Genomic DNA, 20,885 nt, shown 5'->3' with positions numbered 1-20,885 from the left:
TTTTGGTCTCTGCGCCCGGCCGGATAGAGTTTCCAGTGTAAAATGGCGCGTGCCCCCAGTTTTCGGGACGGGCTCACCATGCCAGCCGACTATCTGGACCGGATCCTCGACTGGCCGACCTATCTGGCTGACAGGCTCAGCGAGGAAGAGGAAGCGCGGCAGGGCTATTTCACGGAAACCGGTTTCCCCATGGGGGCGGAGGCATGGCTTTCCGGACTGGAAACCAAGTCCGGCCGACGATTACGGCCATGTCCCTGTTTTTTGCGCAGCGTTTTGTTTCGTGTGGGTGAATGGTGAGCTTCCTGATCTAGCGATTATCTCGCTGCGGCCCGGCGGTATGACACAGGGGCAAATACAGGAGGCACAGAATGAATATTCAAATCGCAATCGCCTATCATTCCGGATACGGCCACACCGAGGCGCTCGCCAAGGCTGTCCACGACGGCGCCGGGCGCGAACCGGGCGCAACTGCCCGCCTGATCAATGTCACCGAGATGACTGAGGCCGACTGGGACGTCCTGAACGCCGCCGATGCCATTATCTTCGGGTCGCCGACCTATATGGGCGCAGTATCCGGACCGTTCAAAACCTTCATGGACGCAACCTCCCGGATCTGGTTCCAGCGCGGCTGGCAGGACAAGGTGGCGGCCGGTTTCACCGTGTCGAGCTCGCAGGCCGGGGACAAATTTGCCACCCTCAGCCAGCTCTCCACACTGGCCGCCCAGCACGGGATGATCTGGATCAGTCTCGGCCTGCTGCCCGGCAATAATTCCTCGACCGGGTCGGTCGAGGATATCAACCGCATCGGTGCCTCGATCGGCGCGATGGCCCAGGCCAATGGCGATCAGGGCGGCGATGTCGCGCCGCCGGACTCGGATCGCCGGACGGCGGCTCTGCTTGGGGCCCGGGTGGCCGAGATCACGGCCCGCCTGAAAACCGGAACCCAGGTTGCTTTGATTGATGATACGCCGCAGGCGGCCGGCGACCCCGCGTGCAGCATCTCGGCTTGACCGACGGTGCGTCCATGGGCGAGCGCTGTTTGTGCCGCTTAGATGTCAAAAAAACTGGTGCCGGCTGAGGGACTCGAACCCCCGACCCCCTGATTACAAATCAGGTGCTCTACCAGCTGAGCTAAGCCGGCATCCAGAAACGGTCTGATACGCGGGCGCGGCGGGCGCGACAAGTGTTTGCTGCAATTGCGCCCGCCTCAATGCCCGTTGGCGCGGTCAGTCCTTGACGGCGGTCTTGTCGAGCACGGTGAGCAGTACCGCCATGACGACAAAGCCGGTCAGCGTATGGGCACCGTCGAGGACAAGCAGCATGACCGGTTGCAGGGCGTAGAGGATGTCATAGCTCATCGTGGTGATGACAAAGCCGGCCCACAGGAAGATGGCCCATTTGATGGCGCTGACCATGCCGTCTGCCTTGAGCGCCTTCAGCGTGAAACCAAGCACGCCAGCGAAAACGATGCTGAGCAGAAAGCCGAGCCCCATGGACAGGCCCGCAGCCGCTTCCATGCGCGGTTCATCGGCCGCCGTGAAACCCCACAATCCCAACCATAATTCGGCGAACAGGACGCCATAAAACAGCGCCCCCACCATCCAGAATGCGATGCCCGCAACAAGGGTTGCGATGATATTCAATCCGAAAATTCGCGGCATTTCCTGTTTCCTCCCCAAAGCAGGGCTTGTATGTCTCGCCCTGCGAGGCGATGTCCCCAAGACTCGCCCTTCCCGCGAACAGCTTACCCCGTTTTCCGCGCAAGAGAAAAATTCCGACCATGGCCCGTATACTGATCACCAGCGCTCTGCCTTACATCAATGGCGTCAAGCATTTGGGAAATCTGGCCGGGTCGATGCTGCCGGCCGATGTCTATGCGCGCTTCCAGCGCCTGCGCGGCCATGATGTCCTTTATGTCTGCGCCACTGACGAGCACGGTACGCCGGCCGAGCTGGCCGCCGATGCGGCGGGCATGGATGTGCGCGCCTATTGCGATGAACAACACGATATCCAGAAGCGCTCCGGCGAGGGTTTCTCGCTGAGTTATGATTATTTCGGCCGCACCTCGAACGCGCCCAATATCCGCCTGACTCAGCATTTCGCAGATGTGCTGGAGGCGAAGGGGCTGATCGTCGAGCGGGTCGAGGAGCAGGTCTTTTCGATCGATGATGACCGCTTCCTGCCGGATCGTTATGTCGAAGGCACCTGCCCGCATTGCGGTTTCGAGCGCGCCCGTGGCGACCAGTGCGATAATTGCGGGCGCCTGCTCGAGCCGACTGATCTGAAGGCGCCGTATTCGAAGATTTCCGGCTCGAAGAATCTGGAAGTGCGCGAAACCAAGCATCTCCATCTGGTGCAGACCAAGATGGAGGCGCGGATCCGAGACTGGGTCGATGCCGCGACCGAATGGCCGAGCCTGGCCAAGTCGATCGCTTACAAGTGGCTCGATGAAGGCCTGCGCGACCGCTCGATCACGCGCGACCTGAAATGGGGTGTCCCCGTCGCTCATGACGGCACGCCGCGTCCGGGTTTCGAGACCAAGGTCTTCTATGTCTGGTTTGATGCGCCGATCGGCTATATCGGCGCGACGGTGGAATGGGCCGAGGCCGGTGGTGGTGACTGGGAGAGCTGGTGGCGCACCGACAAGGGCGCCGATGATGTCACCTATGTGCAGTTCATGGGCAAGGATAATGTCGCCTTCCACACGGTCTCCTTTCCGGCGACAATCCTGGGCTCGGAAGAGCCCTGGAAGACGGTTGACAAACTCAAGGCCTTCAACTGGCTGACCTGGTATGGCGGCAAGTTCTCGACCTCGGAAAAGCGCGGCGTCTTCATGGACCAGGCGCTGGACATCCTGCCCGGGGATTATTGGCGCTGGTACCTCACGGCGAACGCGCCGGAAGGCTCGGATGCAGCTTTTACCTGGGAGCATTTCCAGGGGCTGATCAATTCCGACCTCGCCAATGTGCTGGGCAATTTTGTCAACCGCATCACCAAATACACGGCCTCGAAGTTTGACGGTCAGCTGCCGGCTGCCGGCACGCCCGGCGAGAATGAGGCCTGGATGGCGGCCGAGCTGGACCAGCGCTTGCCGGCGCTCGTCGCCAATATGGAAGCGATGGAATTCCGCAAGGCCGCGGCCGAAGTCCGCGCCATCTGGGCGGCTGGAAACGAGTATCTCACCAAGGCCGAGCCCTGGGTGAAGTACAAGGCCGATGTCGACGCCGCCGCGGTCGGTGTGCGCACCGGCCTCAACCTGGTCGCCCTGTTCGGCATCCTGGCCCAGCCCTTCATCCCGGTCGCGGCGAAGAAGATTCTCGACGCAGTTGGTGTGCCGGAAGACCGGCGCAGCTGGAATTTCGACGGTCCGGCCAGCGACCTGCTCGATGCGCTGCCGCACGGTCTCGCCATCACGCCGCCGGAGGTCTTGTTTGCCAAGATCGAGGATGCGCAGCTGGCGGAATGGTCGGAGCGCTTTGGCGGGGCCCCGGACGCCTAGCCCTGTCTCATGTGAGACGGAACAGGTCATTGATCTCTTGCCGGGACTTCGCCTTGGTCCATCCGGTTCGTCATGGCGCTGGCCCGCTTCGCGGCACCGAAGGTGGCCTTGACGAACCGGATGGACCAAGGCCCACTGGCTGACAAGAAATCAATGGGGGAGAGGGCGCGTTCGCGCCGTCTTGGGATGCGATGAAACATGCATTATTGGCGGTCGCCTGTCTTATGGCGTGTGCGGCCTGTGGTGGCTCGCCCGACGAGACGGCTGGCGAAGACGTGATTGGTTCTGAAGCCCTGCCCGCCGCCGCCATCGAAGCACCCACCCCCGACTTCACCGGCATTCCCGACTGGCGCCCGGTCAATCCTGCTGACCTCCTTCTGCTCGAGGTCGAAGATGGTGTGATTGCCATCGAACTCGCCGACTGGATCGCCCCCAATCACGCCAATCGCATGCGACAGGCGGCGCGCGACGGGTTTTTCGACGGGCGCAGCTTTTATCGTGTGATCGACGGCTTCGTGGCCCAGGGCGGGCGCGGCGAGGACCCGGACGCGGTCGAGCTGCCGCAATATCCACCGCTCTCCGGGGAATTCACGATTCCCGCCTCGACAGTCACCTTCACACCGATGAGCGATGCCGATCTCTATGCGCCAACCGTGGGTCATGTCGATGGCTTCCCCGCCGCCATGAATGAGGCGGGTGACGAGGTCTGGCCGATCCATTGCCCGGGCACCGTCGCCATGGCGCGCGACAATGATCCCGACAGCGGCGATGTCGAATTTTACATCGTGATCGGGCAGGGGCCGCGCCATCTCGACCGCATCATGTCGGTGTTCGGACGGGTGATTGACGGGATGGAACATGTCCAGGCGCTGCAGCGCGGCAACCCGGCGGTCAACTCCGGTGTGATCGCCGACACGCTCGCTCGTGACATCATTGTGTCAGCAAGGATCGCCTCGGACCTTCCCGAAGCCGACAGACCCGCTTATGAGGTCATGCGCACGGACGGGCAGGCCTTTTGGGATGCCAAGCAGGCCCGTCGCAACCGCACACACGACTTCTTCTTTGAAACGCCGCCGCCGGTGATCGAGGCCTGTCACATGCCCGGACCCGTGCGGATCGCTGAACCGCAACTGGATGACTGAATTGCCGACCCGCTACGCCCCTGCCGACATCGTCAAGATCGCGATGGATTGTGAAAACCTGGACGCGCTCGCCGCGCCGCTCGAGTTCGCGTCGACGGCGGATGACCCGTGGATGGTCAATGCAGGCATTCTGGCCATCGGTCATGCGGCGCGGCGCTTCAAGGCCTATCCGGCTAGCTTGAAGGATACGCTTTGGGCGCGGATCCACGACTTCCCACAGGCCGAGCAATTGCGCCCGGCCTGCCTGGCCGCGCAGGAAGACATCCGCCACTTCAAGGCCAAGCCGGTCTGATCAGCCCCAGTCGCGGCGGCTGAGCCAGATAATGGCAAGCCCGAACACGATCAGCCCGCCAATCCCGCCCATCATGATGGCCATATCACTGCGGCCATCGTCCGACGCCAGTACATTCACCGGCATCAGCCAGGGAAAATAGAGACCCTTTTCGGCGCTGGTCGCGGCGACAGCGACGAATGTGCCGCCGATCCCGACCGAGACCGGCGCCGCGAAACTGCGAAACCGCATCGCCAAGGTCCACTGGATCGCCATCACCAGCAGGCCGGCGACAAACATCCAGCCATACAGGCGCAATGCCAGCATTGGATCGAACCTGCCGGCGATCACCACATCGTCGCCAAGCTGCAGCCCGACCAGCGCGCTGGCCCAACTGGCGAAGGCGACTGCCAGGCTGACCACGGCCATCAATCCGAGCGCGACCAGCGCCTTGGCCAGGAAAATCTGCCAGCGCGGCACCGGCAAGGCCAGCGTGTGCGACCAGGTATCGGGGCCGTGCTCCAGCTGGGCGATCAGGGCGGTCAGGCCGATCACGCTCATCGGCAGCAGGAAAAAGGCCCAGATTGCCGCGCCGGCCATGGTGTGCATCGTCCATTCCGGCGGCGCGTTGCCGCTGGCGACGATCAGTACGCCCAGGGCAAAGACCATGACCGGCGGCGTGGCCGCGACGAGCAGGACAAGGGAGCGGCGCAGCTTGGTGGCCTCGGCGATCAAGACATTGATCATGCGGCATCCCCCGTATGGCCGGTCAGAGTCATGAAGGTGGTTTCCAGATCCGCCCGTTCGAGCCGCAACTCGCTGACCCGGCAGCCGGCTTCGTGCAGGGCCGCATTGAAGCTGGCAGCGCGCTCGGGCGTGATCGCCCCGGGATCGGTGAGGATCAGGCGCTCGCCTTCGTGGATCGGATCGGCAAAACCGGCGCTGCGCAGGACCTGTTCGGCCTGCGCCACCGGGGCCGCGGTGATGATCAGGCGCGGGGTCTGTTGCCGCGACAGCGCGTCCAGCGTGCCGTCGAACAAGACCCGGCCATGCTGCAGGAGGCCAACATGGGTGGCCAATTGCTCGATCTCTGACAGCAAATGGCTGGACATGAAGATCGTCGCGCCGGTGCGTTCGGGCAGGGCCCGGATCAGGGACCGCATGTCACGGATCCCGGCCGGGTCGAGACCATTGGTCGGCTCGTCGAGGATGAGGAGTTTGGGCTCGGCCAGCAGGGCGCGGGCCAGACCCATGCGCTGTTTCATGCCCAGTGAGTATTGCCCGACCCGGCGGTCGGCAGCCTCGCGCATGTCGACCAGCTCCAGCGCCCGGTCGATGAGCGCGGGTGCAATGCCCAGCATGCGGCGCGTGACGTCAAGGTTTTCGCGGCCGGTGAGGTTGGGAAACAGGGCCGGCGTCTCGATCACCGCGCCGACACTGGCCAGGGCCTGGCGCCGGTTACGGGTCAGGTCATGACCGCCGATCTCGATCCGGCCGGCCTGGGGGCGCAGCAGGCCCATGGCGCAGCGGATCGCAGTTGTCTTGCCGGCGCCGTTTGGTCCGAGAAAGCCGTAGATGGCCCCGGCGGGAATGGCGAGATCGACGGCGTCGAGTGCGGTCAGCTTGCCATAGCGCTGGGTGACCTGATGAAGTGAGAGGACGGTGTCTGTCATGCTTCTACTAGGCCGGACAGTGTGGCGAGGTGGCAATCCCGTGCGGGCATGTCGGACATGGGATTGTGGAAATCACCGTCCCTCCCGCACTGCAAGATGACGGGCGCATTGACCTTTGCGCGTGAGCTGGGTCGAATGGCGCCAGCTCAATGAGGGGATATCGATCATGAAACGCCATCTGATGTCGGCCGTTGCGGCCTTCACGCTCGCTTTGGCTGCCCAGCCCGCAGCCCACGCCTGGCAGGATACAGCTGGCGACGACGCGCTTCGCACAGCGATTGCAGCCGATTATGACGCCTATCTGGAAGCGCTTTATCGGCACTTCCACGCCCATCCGGAACTCTCCCACCAGGAATTCGAGACCGCGGCCCGCCTGGCGGCGGAACTGGAAGCACTCGGCTTTGACGTGACCCAGGGTGTCGGCGGGACCGGCATTGTTGCGGTGATGGAAAATGGCGACGGCCCGACGCTAATGCTGCGGGCTGACATGGACGGTCTGCCGGTCCCGGAACAGACCGGCCTGTCCTACGCCTCGACCGATACTGATGTTGATCATCGCGGTGTCGAAAACCCGGTTATGCATGCCTGCGCCCATGACACCCACATGACCGCCCTGGTCGGTGCTGCCCGCCAGCTGGTTGAGCGGACCGATGAATGGTCCGGCACGCTGGTGCTGATCGGCCAGCCAGCCGAGGAACTCGGCGAGGGCGCCGTGGCGATGATCGAGGATGGGCTCTTCGAGCGTTTCCCGCTGCCCGATTTCAACGTCTCCTTCCACACCTTCTCGGCCATTCCGACCGGCACCATCACTTATGTGCCCGGCTATGCCATGGCCAATGTCGACTCGGTCGACATCTATGTGCAGGGGCGCGGCGGGCATGGTGCCTATCCGCACACCACCAAGGACCCGATCTATCTGGCTTCGCAGATCGTGGTGTCGCTGCAATCACTGGTGTCGCGTGAAGTCTCGCCGTTGGAGCCGGCCGTCGTCACGGTCGGTGCCTTCAATGCCGGCGCCAAGCACAACATCATCTCCGACGGCGCCCATCTGCAGCTGACGGTGCGCTCCTATACCGACGAGGTGCGCGAGCAACTCCTGTCCGGTATCCAGCGCATCGCCGCCAACCAGGCCGCCTCCTATGGTCTGACGCCGGAGGAGTATCCGCGGGTCGAGATCGAGGAGACCTATACGCCGGCGCTCTACAACAGCCCGGACCTGGCGGCACGGGCGGTCGACACCATGCGCAGCCGGTTCGGTGCCGAGGCGGTCGTCGAGGCCTCACCGGTCATGGGCGGCGAGGATTTCTCGCAATATCATCGCACCGAACACAATATCCCGACCTTCATGTTCTGGGTCGGTGGCACGACCCGGGAAACGCTGGCCGATTACACCGCCCGCGGTCTGGTCCCGCCGTCCAATCACTCGCCCTTCTTTGCGCCCGATGATCCGCAAGGTTCGATCACGCAAGCGACTGAGGCGATGGCGGCGGTGGCGCTGGACATTCTGGCCGCACCGTCCGGGGAATAGGCCATGTCGACATCAACCCGTCGCAGCTTCACAGGTGCGAGTTGGGAAAACCAGATCGGCTATTGCCGCGCCATCCGGCGCGGCAATCTGGCTTGGGTGACGGGCACGGTTTCCCTGGATGAGCAGGGCCAGCCCTTTGGCATTGGCGATCCGGAAGCCCAGGCACGGCGTTGTTTCGAGATCATCGCCAAGGCCCTGGCCGATGTTGGCGGTTCGCTCGATGACGTGGTGCGCACGCGCATGTTCGTGACTGATATCGATCATTGGGAGGCCTTTGGCCGCGCCCATGCCGCTTGTTTCAAGGACAATCCGCCGGCCGCGACCATGGTCGAGATATCCCGTTTCATCGGACCGGAATTCCTGATCGAAATCGAGGTCGATGCCTGCATGGACGTCGCTTGACGACATCACTCGCCCACTGCGCCGACCCTTTAGCCGACACGGACCGCCATCATGCCCAAAATGACCCTGTATCACTGCCCGCGCACCCGCGGTTTCCACGCCTTGTGGATGCTGGAGGAGATCGGCGAGCCGTTTGATCTTCGCATCGTCAATGTGCGCGATGATATCCAGTCGGAGGCCTATGGCGCCGTCAATCCGATGCGCAAAGTGCCGGCGCTCGAGGTCGAGGGAGAGTTGATCACCGAAAGTCCGGCAATCTGCACCTGGCTGGCCGATCGTTTCTCGGACAAGGGGCTTGCGCCGGCGATTGATGCGCCGGGACGCGGCAGTTATCTGCGCTGGCTCTTCTTTGCGGGGTCGGTGATCGAGCCGGCCTTCATGGACAAGGCAATGTCGCGGGACACACCGCGCCAGACTGCCGGCTGGGGCGATCTGGCCTCGGTCAAGGCGACCCTGGCCCAAGGCCTGGAAGGGCGCGATTACCTGGTCGGTGATCATTTCACGGCGGCCGACCTGATGATCGGCTCGACCCTGAATTTCATGATGATGTTCAACTTGCTCGAACGCATTGAGCCGTTTTCCAGCTATGTCGCGCGGCTGACCGAGCGTCCAGCCTACAAGCGGGCCTTTGAGCGCGAGGCGGCGCTGGCCGGCTGACAATGGCGGGCGTTGACGGGGTTTGCGCCACATTCATGCTGCGGCTAGGGTCGCGCACGATCATTGAGGGAAAGTTTCATGTCTTTGATTCCGGCTGACAATCATCTGGCCGTCATGGCCAGCCTGTTCGCGATTGCCGCGGCGGGTTTCCTGATCGAGAAGACACGGATCGGCGCGCTTTTGACGGGCGCGGTATGGGCCATTTTCCTGGCGATCATTGCGTCGAATATCGGCCTCATCCCCTCAACCGCGCCGGCCTATGATTTTGTCTGGACCTATTTCGTCCCGATCCTGATCCCGCTCTTCCTGATGAAGGCGGATCTCAAGAAAATCTTCTTCGAAACCACACGCATGGCCGGCGCCTTCCTGCTGGCCGCGTTCGCGACCGTGGTCGGGGCGATTATCGCCTTTTCCCTCATCGATATCGGTGATTATGCCGCCGGAACCGAAGCGGCAGAGCTGGGCACGCGCCAGGCGGCCGCGGTTGGCGCCTTCACCGCCACCTATATCGGCGGCTCGGTGAATTACGGCGCGCTGATGGCGTCCACCGGTCTGGGCGAGGCGGACCCGAGCTGGGCTTCGGCGATGACGGCTGTCGACAATCTTTATTCCGGCATCTTCCTGGCGCTGCTGGCCCTGATGCCGGGCTGGACCTGGCTGGCCAAGCGCTTCAACCCGATTGACCACAGCCAGGGCGAGATCGAGGTTGCGGACGAGCGTCCGATCACCGCTGCCTCCCTCTGCCTGTCCGCCGCCTATGCGCTGATCATTGTAACGATTGGCAGCCTGATCGCTGACCAGCTCGACAGCATTTGGGACGATGCCGGCCGCAAGTGGAAATTTGCCATCATCTCGGTCCTGGCCCTGATCCCGGCGACACTCTTCCCGCAAGTGATCGGCCGGCTGCGCGGCGGTTATGAAATGGGCATCGCACTCAGCTTTGTCTTCTTTGCCATGATCGCGGCCGGCGCCGATGTGATCTCCCTGCTGCAGCAGGCCCCGGTCCTGCTCGGCCTGATCGGTATCATGCTGGCGGTCCATGCGATCATCCTGTTCGGCGCCGGCAGCGTGCTGCGCCTGTCGCTGCCGGAACTGATCACAGCGTCCAACGCCGCGATCCTCGGGGCCACCACGGCGCCGGCCCTGGCGGCGGCCAAGGGCTGGAAAGACCTGGTGACGCCGGGCGTGCTGGTCGGGGTGCTGGGTTATGCCATTGGCACACCGATCGCGACGCTCGTCTTCGAGCTCTGGCCAGGCTGAGGCAAAGCCGACAGGCGGTGTAATGGCAGCACGATACGGCGCGGCTCCGCCCGGCCGCGATCCCGCATCGCCAGCCCCCTGCTGCATGAGTTGATGGCAAGTCGGCCCCCGGTCGACCGGGCACAATTACTGACCTGTCATCTGCCGGACAGCGCCGGGCAGGCCGTGTGGCGACATTATCTGCCGACACGCTGCATCCGATAAGGCGTCGGCATGCATCAAGGGGATGAAATCGTGCAAAGGGGACAACCCATGACCAAGAAATTCCTGCTCACCGCCAGCGCCGCCGCCCTTGCCGGCGCGGCCCTCCTTTCGGTCGCGGCTGCTGCGACCCAGCAAAATGGACCGGCCCAGCTCAGTGGCGGCGCGCAAAACCATTCCGGTGACCGGATCGAGATCGAGAATTTTGTCGGCCGTATCGAAATTCGTACCGGCGGTTCCGGCGACATTACCGTCGCCATGACCAATCCCGGCGGCCATGTCGATGATCCGCAGATATCAGAGGCCGGGTCGACGGTTCGCATTGATGGCGGCTTGCGTCTGCGCAATACCAACTGCAACACCCGCAACAATACGATGAGTATCGGCCTCAATCGCGGCCCGCGCCGCAGTATTGACGAATATCCCAGCCTGGTGATCACGGCGCCGGCATCGGTCGCGCTCGAACTGAGCGACAGCGCCTTTATGGGCTCCGCCGGTGATCTCGGTGAAATCGATGTCAGCATGAACAGCTGTGGCCGGTTCGATATCGGCGATGTGCACAGCGATGCCCGTATCCGCATCAACGGCTCCGGTGACATCACGACGCGGTCGATCGGCGGCGCTGCTGATATCGGCATCAATGGGTCCGGTGACATCACGACCGGTGATATCGGGCGCGAGGTCTCGGTTTCGATCAACGGTTCCGGCGATGTTCAAACCGGCGATGTGACGGGCGATGCCGATATTCATATCAACGGATCGGGCGATGTTGGTTTCGGCCGTGTGGCCGGACTGTCCGTCGGGATCTCCGGCTCAGGCGATGTCGAGGCGGCGAGCATGAACGGCGCCTTCGCCTCGCGGATTTCCGGGTCCGGCGATATCGCCATTCATGGCGGCCGTGCCCAACCCTTTGAAGCCTCGATCAGCGGTTCCGGTGATATCGCCTTCCGCGGTACGGCGGTCGATCTTGTCGTGCGCGAGAATGGCGGTGGTGATGTCTCGATCTCCGAGATCGAAGGCAGTGTGAACTGGACCCGCAATGGCCGCACGGTCCTGCGCGTCGGGGATTCGCGCTAGCACTTCACCCTGATCCCTCCGAGCCCATCCCCCCCCGGGCCGGATCACGCGGATGGCGTCTCGTCTTTGACGGGGCGCCATTTTGCGGCCTCGTAGAGCGCAATCGCCGCGGCATTTGAGACATTCAGGCTTTCCACGGCGCCGGTCATCGGGATGTGCACCAGCTGGTCGCAACATTCGGCCACGCGGCTGCGCAGGCCCTTGTCTTCCGATCCCATCACCAGAACCAGGCCGGGACCCCACCCCTTGCCGTCCGGTGCGGCGAGGGCGGTTGCCAGGTCGAGCTCGGCTTCGCCGGCGAGGCCCAGCACATGCCGGCCTGCTTTCCGGAATTCGAGCAAAGTGTCGGCGATATTGGTGACGCGGACATGGGCGATCCGTTCGGCGGCGCCGACGGCACTCTTGCACACGGTGCCGAACAGGGGCGGAGCCTTGCGGTCCTGCATGATCACGGCGCGGATGCCGAAGGCGGCGGCCGAGCGCAGGACAGCGCCGACATTGTGCGGATCGGTGATCTGGTCAAGGACCAGCAGGGCGCCATGGGTCGGGTCGATCACGCCATTGACCGATTCCGGGGGCAGGGCCCGGGCCCGGGCAGCGAAGCCCTGATGCACCGCGCCTTCGGGCAACGCGTTGTCGATGAGTTTCGGTTCCACCTGTTGGTGGTCGGTGCCGTCGGGGAGTTCACGCGCGGCATTGCGGGTGACCTTGAGTTCGAGGATTTCGCGGCGCTTGTTGGCGACAGCGGCGAGCACGGCATGACGACCCCAAATCCAACCGGAATCGCTTGTGCCAGCAGGCTTGGAGCGGCGGGTGTAATCGGTCCGTTTGGATGTATTGCGCATGGGAGTCTTCGTCACTATAGTCCGCGCTCCTGTTTTGGGGCGGTCACCTGATTTGCCGAGGCATAACATGCCTCTCCGCAAGCTGAGACTGTTTCTTGCAGGACACCGAAAGGCCGGTTAAGTCGCGGCCTGAAGGCACCCTTGGAGGGGTGGCCGAGTGGTTAAAGGCAGCAGACTGTAAATCTGCCCGCATAGCGTACGCTGGTTCGAATCCAGCCCCCTCCACCATTTTTCCGATCTCACGGCAGTCCGCTTGGCGGACACCTCCGATGGGCGGCCTGACCGGCCGACGCGCGGTCGCGCTTGCGAACCCTGCGGGTTCGATGTTGGTTCGCCCCCCGTCACCCTATTTTTCCTGATCTTCCAGCACAGCACGATGATCGCGTTGATCCGACCTCGCCTTCAGACGCTCTAAATACTTGTGCGCTAGGCTTTCCTTTCGAGTGGGAGGGAAATCCGTCATGCTGCGACGGTACTGGCCGGCAGATTGCACCGATCAGCACATGGACATCGCGTCACGCCGATCATTGTCGGCGTTTTGCGTGCTGCCCGGAATCGTAGGTGTGACGGTCACCCTGGTCAGCCTGAAATTCCTGGAAGAGGAGCCCGGCCTGTTGGCGACGGGGGCGATCGCTTCACTGATCTGCCTTGTGGCGCCGATCTGGATTAATGCGGCCCATGACTACAAGAACCGTGCTCGACTGCTCGGGGCACTTTTGTTGCTCATGTTGGCCGGCATGGCAGTCATGGGCAAGGCCCTGATATCGCCGGCCAATATCATGATGTTGCCAGGTATTATGACGTTTACCCTGGCGGTCGGGTGGCGGACCGGCCTTGCCTACATGCTGGCGGCGCTGGCGATTTATCTCGGATGTGTCGTCCAGTCGCCCGAACCCCTCGGCTATTCGGTCACCAGCAGCAATGTGACCTTGCTCACGGCGCTGGGCGGAGCGGCGATATTCATTTTCATCGGGGCCATGATTTTCAGACACGAGATGGTCAACGCGGCCATGCGCCTTGAGGCGGCCAAGAAGGCGGCCGAGATATCCATGGCTCATTTCCGCGAACGGGCCGCAACAGATGCCCTGACCGGTGCTGCGAACCGCGCGGCGATCGACCAGATCCTGGCCGCGGAAATCGACCGCAGTCGCGAGGCCGGGAGACCGTTCGCGGTTGTGGTTTTCGATCTCGACCATTTCAAGCGTGTCAACGACACGTTCGGGCACCTCGCCGGAGATCGCGTCTTGATCGAAACCGTGCGGGTGGTGAAGCAGGTGCTGCGGACATCCGACACGCTCGGACGTATCGGCGGCGAAGAGTTCGCCGTCATCCTGCCCGGTGTTTCGGGACGGCAGGCGCACGTGATGGCGGAGCGCATGCGCAAGATGATCGCCGCGATTTCCATCGACGTGGAAGGGCGCGGCTCGGTATCGCCAACCGCAAGCTTTGGTGTCGCCGAGAGCGATGTGAATGCCTGCGGGGCCGATCTTCTCGAGCGCGCCGACGAGTGTCTTTACAGCGCCAAGCGCGGTGGTCGTAACCGCGTTGAATCCGGGCCCCGACCGTCTGGCACAACGGTGTCTGCCAGCCGCGTCGGCTGATCCGGGCACCTGCCGGCGCTGCCGGACTTTCGGCTTTCAGACTTCGATGTATCCACCCCCTCGACGCGCGGAATTGAATTCGCTAAACACGTCGCCCGTCCCTTGGGACATGCGGGTATAGCACAATGGTAGTGCAGCAGCCTTCCAAGCTGAGGATGCCGGTTCGATCCCGACTACCCGCTCCAACCTCCCCACACATGCGCAATCAGGATTGCCAATGCCTCGCTGTCGCGGCGGTGTCAGCGGTCCTATTGTCTCTCCATGATGGGGATTCTCATGGACAGTTCCGAACCCTGGCTGCTGGCCAGCCTGTTTGGCGGCGCGTTTCTGGACTCGCTGCCGGGGCCCTGCCTGTTTGTCTTCGGCGAGGTCTTTTTCGTGCTGGCCGGCACTCTGCTGCACGACACCGGATCGCTCTGGCCGGTCGTCGCGGTTTTTGCCGGTGCCCTGAGCGCTGACCAGATCGGCTATGTTCTTGGCGCCCGCGTCGCGGCTCCCCTGCGTCGGCTGGTCCTGGCGACGGCGCGTCGACGGGCGGCCTACCGGCGGGCACAGCGCGGCCTCCAACGGCGCACGCTGGTCTTCGTCGCGATCAGCCGGCTGCTCGGACCGGTGGCCTGGATCACGCCGGCACTGGCGGGCAGCTTGCGCATTTCACGGCTGCGCTTCTCACTCGGTTCGCTCATCGGCGTCTTTGTCGGGGTCGGGCAGTTCGTGCTTTACGGCTGGCTGCTGGCAGCCGGCGCGGTCGCGGCTGGCGTCAATCTCGGTGGCTTCCTGGCCGATCATGCCGGATTGATGCTGCTCGTCGGCAATGCTGTGGTGCTGGTCGGTCTCGTCAGCTGGCGCTGGTCGGCCAGTCGGCGTGCCAGGCTTCAATGATCGCGCTGATCGAACGGGCGGCAGGCTGCCCGGCCCCGCGGGCGGCGAGTTCGTCGGCCCGTTGCCGGGCTGTGCCCGCGACCTTTGGCGACAGGGCGAAAGCGAGCAGGCGGTCGATCTCATCCGGTTTCGGAGACCGGCCCGACGGTTTTGGCGCAAGGCCTTGCCGCGCCAGCATGGCGGCATTCCAGAACTGGTCGAGCATGTGCGGCAGGATGATTTGAGGTCGTCCCGCCCGCGCCGCCGTGTCCAGCGTTCCGGCGCCGCCATGGTGGATGACGGCGCGGCAGTGCGGGAAGAGCCGGTCATGCGGCAGCGGTCCGCAGATGTAGTGACGTCCGTAAGCACCAACCGGGTGGTCGGTCAGCGAGTGGGCGAGGATTGCGCGTTGCCCGGCCGCTTCCAACCGGTCCAGCCATGGCGCCAGCCGGTGGTCTGCGCCGGTTGTCGACATCGAGCCGAGGCCGAGATGGAAGGGCGGCGGCCCGGCAGCAAGGAAGTCGGACAGCGCGCCGGGCAGGGCGGTTTCGCTTGAACTCAGGGCCGGATAGTCCACGAGCTGGCTGGCCGGGTCGAAATCGCCGGGTTGGCGGATATCGAGAACGGCCGGCAGGGCGGTGATGCGCGGCAGGGGCCGGCCGAAATGGTGCGACAGATTGGTCAGGGAGGGGCGCGGACGCGTGACAAGCCGGGCCCGGTCCTTGCCCAGCGTCGTTCCCAAGCCCGCCAGGGCGGCACTGACGGCGAGATAGCTGGCCCGGTTGAGCAGGCCGCCCATATCTGTCCGCGCGATCATGGCGCAGGGCAGTTTGGCGCTGGGGGTAAGGACGGGCTGCAGCGCCATCAGCATGAAGGGGATTTGGTGATGCTCGGCCGCCAGCCGCGCCGGCATGGCGATCGGATTGGCCAGGACCAGATCGGCATTGCGGGCGGCGGCGAGGGCGCTCTCCAGCACGTCCCGGACATGGGGCCGGATCATCACCGGCCAGTCGCGGAAGAAGCGGACCGGGTCGCGCAGCGTTCCGCGCTCGCTCGACCGGGTCATCCAGTCCTTGACCGAAAATCCGGGCGGCGCGGCGGCCGTGACGCCCGCCTCGGCAATCACGGCCTGGTAGTCGCGCGGCGCCAGCACGGTGACGTCATGGCCGCGGGCGATAAGGTCCCGGGCGACGGTGAGGTAGGGCATGACATCGCCGAGCGTGCCCAGGGTCTGGATCGAAATCCTCATGCGCAGGTCCGGCGGACACGCCGCAACTTGCCCGGCCCCGGTGGCGGCAGCTCGGCCAGTTCGGCGGTCAACGTGACGGCGGCACCGAGACGGTCAAACAAGGCGGCCAGGCTGCATTTTGCCGCGCCAAGCTCGGCGGCGCAGCTGCGGGGCAGGCTGAGTTCGACCCGGTCGGGCGCATTCTGGACGACCCGGAAATCATCTATGCGCGGACTGGCATCGACAACGGCATTGCGGATCACGTCGGGCGTCACGGCGATGCGGCCGCCAGCCGCGGTGTTGAGCCGGAAGACGTCGTCCAGCCGTCCGGCCACGGCGCGCACGGCAGTGAAGGACGAACCGCAGGGGCAGGCCTGGCTGTCCAGTTCCAGCAAGTCATTCATCCGATAGCGCAACATGATCTGGTGACGGCGGGTGAAATCGGTGATCACCGGCGCTTTCAAGCCGCCCGCGCCGTCGGCATCGTCCCATTCGAACAGGACATGGTCTTCCAGCAGGTGCAGGCGGCCATGCGGACAGGCGACCGCGAACAGGCCTTCCGTGGCCATGTAGATTTCCCGAACGACACAGGAGAAACGGGCCTCGACAATCGCCCGGTCGATGGGGTCGAGCACTTCCGCGCCGGAAAAGACGTGGGTCGGCGCCAGCGCGCTGTCGCGGTCGGCCAGCAGGCGCAGCACTTTCGGCGGCGCGATCAGGACATCCGGTTGCCAGGCCTCCACGGCTGCCGCCTGGCTTTCGACGCCGGCATTGAGATCAAAAAAGCGCAGGGCCAGCCGACCACTCTCATTGGCGGCATCATAGAGACGGCTATTGGTCGGCAGCATGACGGCAAGGCGCAGTTGCTGGCGCCAGAAGCCGGGCAGGCCACGGGCCAGGATCACACCCAGCCAGGCATGCCGTTCCGCGTCCGAGATGACGTAATAGCCGCGATTGCCACTGGTGCCGGTACTGGCGCCGATCGCGAAACCCGGTGGGGCCTGCCCGGCCTGCCAGGCGGCGCGGGCGGCAGCCGCCTCAAGGCGCAGCGTGTTGTAGCGCTCGAACCGTGCCATCATCGTCGCCTTGTCGAGGGCGGGATAGGTGTCGAGCGGGCGGCCGGCCTGATCGCGATAGGCATCGACGGCAGTGATCCGGCGGTTCAGGAAATCACGCAGGCGGCGTTGTTGCCAGGCTTCGATGCGGGCGCGGCTGTTGAGCCGTGCCGCCAGCCAGCGGGCGCGGGCATAGGCGGCAAGGATGGCGGCGGCTGGCGGCAGGGCGAGACGTGCCACTACCTGTCCCCCTGACGCCAGTGCGCCGTGACGTCCGGGTCATGGCAATAGATGGCCTCGCCGCCGCGGTCGACGAAAGCGCGGATCCGGTGTGCACTGGCGCGCGCTGCGGCCGGATCGTCAAACACCCAGGCGGCGGGGGCGCCGGGTTGGCGGTCTTCCATCACGGCCCGGTGCAGCCATTGCGCATCGGCGGCATAGAGCAGCGGCGGGTCGAATTGCGCAAAACAGACGCCGACATGTCCGCGCATATGGCCGGGCAGCGGTACGGTGATCACGCTGCCATCGCCGAACACATCGCGCCCCTGTCCCAGGCCGAGCGGCGCCTCGATTGCCAGGCAGGCATGGAGGTCCGTGACGCGATCAAGCGCATCCGCCGGCAGTAATTCCGCGAAAACGCCATGGCGAAGCCGGCCGGGGCCGGCGCCGAGATAATGCTTCAATGCGCTCTTGTCGGCGAGGATGCGGGCATCGGGATAATCGCGCAGGGCGGCGACATGGTCGGCGTGCAGATGGGTCAGGATGATCGTCGTCGCGTCGGGACAGGCGGCGGGCAGCACGGCGTCGGTCAGGCGCGGGCGCAGCAGGGCGTTGTAGAGACGCAGCGCCAGTGAGCGTCGCCCGCCGGTCACCCGCGCATTGTAGCCGGTGTCGATGAGGCAGCGACCGGCCGTCGCGTGCCGGAAGACCCCATAGCGGATCGGGATGTCGAGCATGCGGCGGTCGCCGCGGCTGAGCACCAGCCATTCCGGCGCCCGTACATGGGCGGAATTGGGGAAGGCGAGATCGCGGATCATGCCGCCGCAACCCCCGCGAATGTCCGGTCGAGCCCCTCGCTGAAACCGATCTGTGGCTGCCAGCCCAGCACTTTGCGGGCGGCGCTCAGGTCCAGTGTCTGGCTGAAGGCGAACAGGCCGACGCCATAAGCGGTCACCGGTGGTTCGGGGCGGCCGGGCAGTCGTGCGCAACCTGTCTCGGCCATGCGTGCCGCCGCGAGCACGAGCGGTACCGGCAGCGCGCGCCAGCGAACGGTGACGCCGTGGCGGGCTGCCGCCGACTCGACAATTTCGCGAATGGCGAGTGCTTGGCCGCCGGAGATGTTGAACAGGCGCTGCGCAGGGCGCGGCGGTGCGTCGAGCGCGGTGAGGATGGCCGACACGACATCTTCGACATGGGTCAGGTCGGTGACGGCGCCGCCGCCGCGCATCAACGGCAATGGGCCGCGTTCGGCCGCCCGCAGCAGGCGCGGCAGCAGGGCGGTGTCGCCGGCGCCATACAGTCCGCGCGGACGCAGGATGACAGGGTCGAGCTCCGCTGCGTCGAGCACCAGGTCTTCTGCCGCCCGTTTGGTCCGCGCATAGGCATTCACCGGATCGGGCAACCCGCTTGTCTCGGCGACAGCAATCTGGTCGGCAAAGCGAAAATAGACGCTGGGGGACGATATCTGGACGAACCGCTTCACACCGGCAGACCGGGCCAAGGCCAGCGCGTGCCGGGTGCCGTCGATATTGGCCCGCCGAAAGGCCGTGTCAGTGCCCCAGGGGCTCGACAAGGCGGCCGCGTGCACACAGGCGTCGAGGCTGCCGGTCAGCTGGGGCGGGCCGGAGGCGAGGTCATGCGCCAGCGGCTCGCAGCCGAGCCGGGACAGCTGGTCCAGCTTGGCGCGATCACGGCCCAGCGCCACGACTTCATTGCCGCGTGCACGCAGCGCACGGGTCAGATGCTGGCCGAGAAAGCCGGTGGCACCGGTGACGAGAACCCGCATGTGATCAGCTCTCCAGTCCGGCGCCGCCCAGCGACACGCCGGCCGAAGTGCCGACCATCAACAGCTTCATGCCCGGACGTATGCGGCCGTCCTGCAGGGCACTCGACAAGGCGACCGGTAGCGAGGCGGCGATCAGGTTTCCGGTCATCGCAACATGGTTGAATATTCGGTCGCCGGAAAACCCGCTGCGCCGGGCCATGTGGGCGAGGGCGAGCGGTGAAGCCTGGTGCGGGATGACCAGATCGACATCATCGTGTGACCAGCCGAGCCGGTCCAGCAGGCGGGCGATGAAAGCCGGGAGTTTGGCGGCCGAAAGGCGAAACAGCTCCGGCCCGTCCATGCGGAACAGGGCGTGGGCGGCAAAAGCCTCCGGCGCGTCATGATAGTCAAAGCGTGTACCGCCGGCGCCGAGGGTGCAGCAATCATAAGCCTCGGCATGGGTTTCCATCAGGAAATCACGAAACCGCAGCGACATGGATCCGCCGGCCGGCCCGCCCGCTTGTCGGCTTGTCGGCGGCGTGGCGGTCAGGACAATCGCGGCAGCGCCATCGCCGAACAGTCCGGCCGTTTTGGGGTCGCTCTGCCAGGGCAGGGCGCGTGAGGCGATCTCCGAGGTCACGACCAGAACCGTGCGGGCCCGGCCTGCTGCGATCTGCAGCGCGGCGATATCCAGGGCGGTCAGCGCGCTGAGACAGGTCGCATTCACGTCATAGGCCGGGAAGGGCAGGTGCGTGGCGCCGATCTCGCGCTTGATCAACGGTGCTGTGGCGGGAATGGGTTGGCGGCCGACCGCAGCGCCGAACAGGAGGAGGTCAATCCCGTCGAGGCTGATCTCGGCCGCCTTCAAGGCGGCGAGCGCCGCCCGCCCTGCCATTGCTTCCTGGCTGTCATCAGGGCCGGCAACCGTGCGCGATCGCACACCGCTCAATCGCTCCAGCCAGCCGGCGGGGCGTCCCATCTCGGCGTCGATCTCGACCGAATCGCGCCGCCGCGAGGCGAGGCTGTGGGCGATGCCGGCGATATAGGGGGAAGATCGGGTCGATCTTGCCGTGTCAGGCTCGATCGGGCTGATGAGGGTCATGGCGCGCCGCCTCGTTTGGAACACGGTCCGGAACCCTAGCCAGCGCGGCTTCCCGAAAGCAAGGGAAAAGCACGAGTCGTGAATCCGATTTACTTGATTTAAAAGAGTTATTTGGGATTTGCCGCAAAAAGCTGTGCTCGGGGCGACGGGCGATCACGGTGTGTTGCGGGAATAGGGATGTGCTTGGCGGCGGTTGGCGCGAGCGGATCCGTGCCGGAAAGAGCCGATCCGGCCGCTGCGGCCTAATGTCTTGAACGACAGTCTGCATTCGGACTTGCCTTGCCCGTCTCACCTTGTGTATCAGGCGCCATCCCTAACCGGGTGTGCCCTGCACTCCCATTTACGTAACCACCATGTCGATCGGCCATTCGTCTCGAGATCGGCGCTGTAGAGGTGAAGATCGATGGCGAAGGAAAAGTTTGAGCGCACCAAGCCGCACGCGAACATCGGCACGATTGGTCACGTTGACCATGGCAAGACGACGCTGACGGCTGCGATC

At 64.6% G+C, this 20,885-nt stretch carries 22 protein-coding genes and 3 tRNA genes; 15 read left to right on the top strand and 10 right to left on the bottom strand.

Annotated elements, in window-relative coordinates; genetic code table 11:
• Positions 1–78 precede the first annotated feature (78 nt).
• Both C7435_RS05940 and C7435_RS05935 read left to right on the top strand, forming a co-directional pair.
• Positions 79–297: a hypothetical protein gene (locus C7435_RS05940; protein WP_121210380.1), complete on the top strand. Its 219-nt coding sequence runs from the start codon at positions 79–81 to the stop codon at positions 295–297.
• A gap of 71 nt (positions 298–368) precedes the next feature.
• Positions 369–1,010 carry a flavodoxin family protein gene (locus C7435_RS05935; RefSeq protein WP_121210379.1) on the top strand — a complete coding sequence of 214 codons (642 nt, stop codon included), beginning with the start codon at positions 369–371 and terminating at the stop codon, positions 1,008–1,010.
• A 55-nt stretch (positions 1,011–1,065) separates the two neighbouring features.
• Here the strand turns inward: C7435_RS05935 and C7435_RS05930 are convergent.
• Both C7435_RS05930 and C7435_RS05925 read right to left on the bottom strand, forming a co-directional pair.
• Positions 1,066–1,141: transfer RNA gene (locus tag C7435_RS05930), tRNA-Thr, on the bottom strand.
• An 85-nt stretch (positions 1,142–1,226) separates the two neighbouring features.
• The gene (locus C7435_RS05925; RefSeq protein WP_121210378.1) at positions 1,227–1,661 is read right to left on the bottom strand and encodes a DUF1761 domain-containing protein; all 435 of its coding nucleotides are present in this window, start codon (positions 1,659–1,661) and stop codon (positions 1,227–1,229) included.
• 119 nt (positions 1,662–1,780) lie between these two features.
• On the opposite strand from C7435_RS05925, the gene metG reads away from it, so the two are divergent.
• The 3 genes from metG to C7435_RS05910 all read left to right on the top strand — a co-directional run bounded on the left by metG (position 1,781) and on the right by C7435_RS05910 (position 4,933).
• A complete protein-coding gene (gene metG / locus C7435_RS05920; RefSeq protein WP_121210377.1) occupies positions 1,781–3,499 on the top strand; it encodes a methionine--tRNA ligase in 1,719 nt (572 codons plus the stop codon).
• Between the two features lie 191 nt (positions 3,500–3,690).
• Positions 3,691–4,641 carry a peptidylprolyl isomerase gene (locus C7435_RS05915; RefSeq protein ID WP_121210376.1) on the top strand — a complete coding sequence of 317 codons (951 nt, stop codon included), beginning with the start codon at positions 3,691–3,693 and terminating at the stop codon, positions 4,639–4,641.
• Positions 4,634–4,933 (top strand): hypothetical protein, encoded by a 300-nt coding sequence (locus C7435_RS05910; RefSeq protein ID WP_075189450.1) that lies wholly within the window; start codon positions 4,634–4,636, stop codon positions 4,931–4,933. Before C7435_RS05915 ends, C7435_RS05910 begins: the two co-directional genes overlap by 8 nt.
• Here the strand turns inward: C7435_RS05910 and C7435_RS05905 are convergent, their stop codons facing one another.
• Both C7435_RS05905 and C7435_RS05900 read right to left on the bottom strand, forming a co-directional pair.
• A complete protein-coding gene (locus tag C7435_RS05905; protein WP_121210375.1) occupies positions 4,934–5,659 on the bottom strand; it encodes an ABC transporter permease in 726 nt (241 codons plus the stop codon).
• Positions 5,656–6,585 (bottom strand): ABC transporter ATP-binding protein, encoded by a 930-nt coding sequence (locus C7435_RS05900; protein WP_121210374.1) that lies wholly within the window; start codon positions 6,583–6,585, stop codon positions 5,656–5,658. The genes C7435_RS05905 and C7435_RS05900 overlap by 4 nt, the downstream gene beginning before the upstream one ends.
• 166 nt (positions 6,586–6,751) lie before the next feature.
• Here C7435_RS05900 and C7435_RS05895 point away from each other — a divergent pair, with 166 nt between their 5' ends.
• The 5 genes from C7435_RS05895 to C7435_RS05875 all read left to right on the top strand — a co-directional run bounded on the left by C7435_RS05895 (position 6,752) and on the right by C7435_RS05875 (position 11,710).
• A complete protein-coding gene (locus C7435_RS05895) occupies positions 6,752–8,113 on the top strand; it encodes a M20 metallopeptidase family protein (protein ID WP_121210413.1) in 1,362 nt (453 codons plus the stop codon).
• A 3-nt stretch (positions 8,114–8,116) separates the two neighbouring features.
• Complete coding sequence (locus tag C7435_RS05890; protein ID WP_121210373.1) at positions 8,117–8,515, top strand: RidA family protein; 399 nt, start codon at positions 8,117–8,119, stop codon at positions 8,513–8,515.
• Positions 8,516–8,566: 51 nt separating this feature from the next.
• Positions 8,567–9,172 carry a glutathione S-transferase family protein gene (locus tag C7435_RS05885; protein WP_121210372.1) on the top strand — a complete coding sequence of 202 codons (606 nt, stop codon included), beginning with the start codon at positions 8,567–8,569 and terminating at the stop codon, positions 9,170–9,172.
• Between the two features lie 78 nt (positions 9,173–9,250).
• Positions 9,251–10,432 (top strand): DUF819 family protein, encoded by a 1,182-nt coding sequence (locus C7435_RS05880; RefSeq protein ID WP_121210371.1) that lies wholly within the window; start codon positions 9,251–9,253, stop codon positions 10,430–10,432.
• Between the two features lie 252 nt (positions 10,433–10,684).
• Positions 10,685–11,710: a GIN domain-containing protein gene (locus tag C7435_RS05875; protein WP_170150348.1), complete on the top strand. Its 1,026-nt coding sequence runs from the start codon at positions 10,685–10,687 to the stop codon at positions 11,708–11,710.
• Between the two features lie 44 nt (positions 11,711–11,754).
• Here the strand turns inward: C7435_RS05875 and rlmB are convergent, their stop codons facing one another.
• A complete protein-coding gene (gene rlmB / locus C7435_RS05870; protein WP_233350691.1) occupies positions 11,755–12,555 on the bottom strand; it encodes a 23S rRNA (guanosine(2251)-2'-O)-methyltransferase RlmB in 801 nt (266 codons plus the stop codon).
• 143 nt (positions 12,556–12,698) lie between these two features.
• On the opposite strand from rlmB, the gene C7435_RS05865 reads away from it, so the two are divergent.
• From C7435_RS05865 to C7435_RS05850, 4 genes are all read left to right on the top strand, one after another.
• Positions 12,699–12,783, top strand: a tRNA-Tyr gene (locus C7435_RS05865).
• 233 nt (positions 12,784–13,016) lie between these two features.
• Entirely contained in the window at positions 13,017–14,156 is a 1,140-nt protein-coding gene (locus C7435_RS05860; RefSeq protein ID WP_121210368.1) for a GGDEF domain-containing protein, read from the top strand.
• 111 nt (positions 14,157–14,267) lie between these two features.
• Positions 14,268–14,341, top strand: a tRNA-Gly gene (locus C7435_RS05855).
• Positions 14,342–14,432: 91 nt separating this feature from the next.
• On the top strand, positions 14,433–15,038 hold the full coding sequence (locus tag C7435_RS05850) for a DedA family protein (protein WP_170150347.1): 606 nt from the start codon (positions 14,433–14,435) through the stop codon (positions 15,036–15,038).
• Here the strand turns inward: C7435_RS05850 and C7435_RS05845 are convergent.
• The 5 genes from C7435_RS05845 to C7435_RS05825 are packed head-to-tail and all read right to left on the bottom strand — an operon-like array spanning position 14,995 to position 20,386.
• Positions 14,995–16,266 carry a glycosyltransferase gene (locus C7435_RS05845; RefSeq protein WP_121210366.1) on the bottom strand — a complete coding sequence of 424 codons (1,272 nt, stop codon included), beginning with the start codon at positions 16,264–16,266 and terminating at the stop codon, positions 14,995–14,997. The genes C7435_RS05850 and C7435_RS05845 overlap by 44 nt on opposite strands.
• The gene (locus C7435_RS05840; protein ID WP_170150346.1) at positions 16,263–17,540 is read right to left on the bottom strand and encodes a F390 synthetase-related protein; all 1,278 of its coding nucleotides are present in this window, start codon (positions 17,538–17,540) and stop codon (positions 16,263–16,265) included. Before C7435_RS05840 ends, C7435_RS05845 begins: the two co-directional genes overlap by 4 nt.
• A complete protein-coding gene (locus C7435_RS05835) occupies positions 17,540–18,337 on the bottom strand; it encodes an MBL fold metallo-hydrolase (RefSeq protein WP_121210364.1) in 798 nt (265 codons plus the stop codon). Before C7435_RS05835 ends, C7435_RS05840 begins: the two co-directional genes overlap by 1 nt.
• Positions 18,334–19,305, bottom strand: a complete 972-nt coding sequence (locus tag C7435_RS05830) for an NAD-dependent epimerase/dehydratase family protein (RefSeq protein ID WP_121210363.1) — start codon at positions 19,303–19,305, stop codon at positions 18,334–18,336. Before C7435_RS05830 ends, C7435_RS05835 begins: the two co-directional genes overlap by 4 nt.
• Before the next feature lie 4 nt (positions 19,306–19,309).
• The gene (locus C7435_RS05825; protein WP_121210362.1) at positions 19,310–20,386 is read right to left on the bottom strand and encodes a 3-oxoacyl-ACP synthase III family protein; all 1,077 of its coding nucleotides are present in this window, start codon (positions 20,384–20,386) and stop codon (positions 19,310–19,312) included.
• Between the two features lie 403 nt (positions 20,387–20,789).
• Between C7435_RS05825 and C7435_RS17390 the strand changes: the two genes are divergently transcribed.
• A partial coding sequence (locus C7435_RS17390) for a GTP-binding protein (RefSeq protein WP_170150353.1) occupies positions 20,790–20,885 on the top strand: 96 nt, incomplete at its 3' end.

It is taken from the genome of Maricaulis maris (assembly GCF_003634045.1).
GTDB classification, from domain to species: Bacteria; Pseudomonadota; Alphaproteobacteria; order Caulobacterales; family Maricaulaceae; genus Maricaulis; species Maricaulis maris.
The sequence above is the reverse complement of the archived record's forward strand: the minus strand, read 5'-3'. Positions and strand labels throughout refer to the sequence as shown.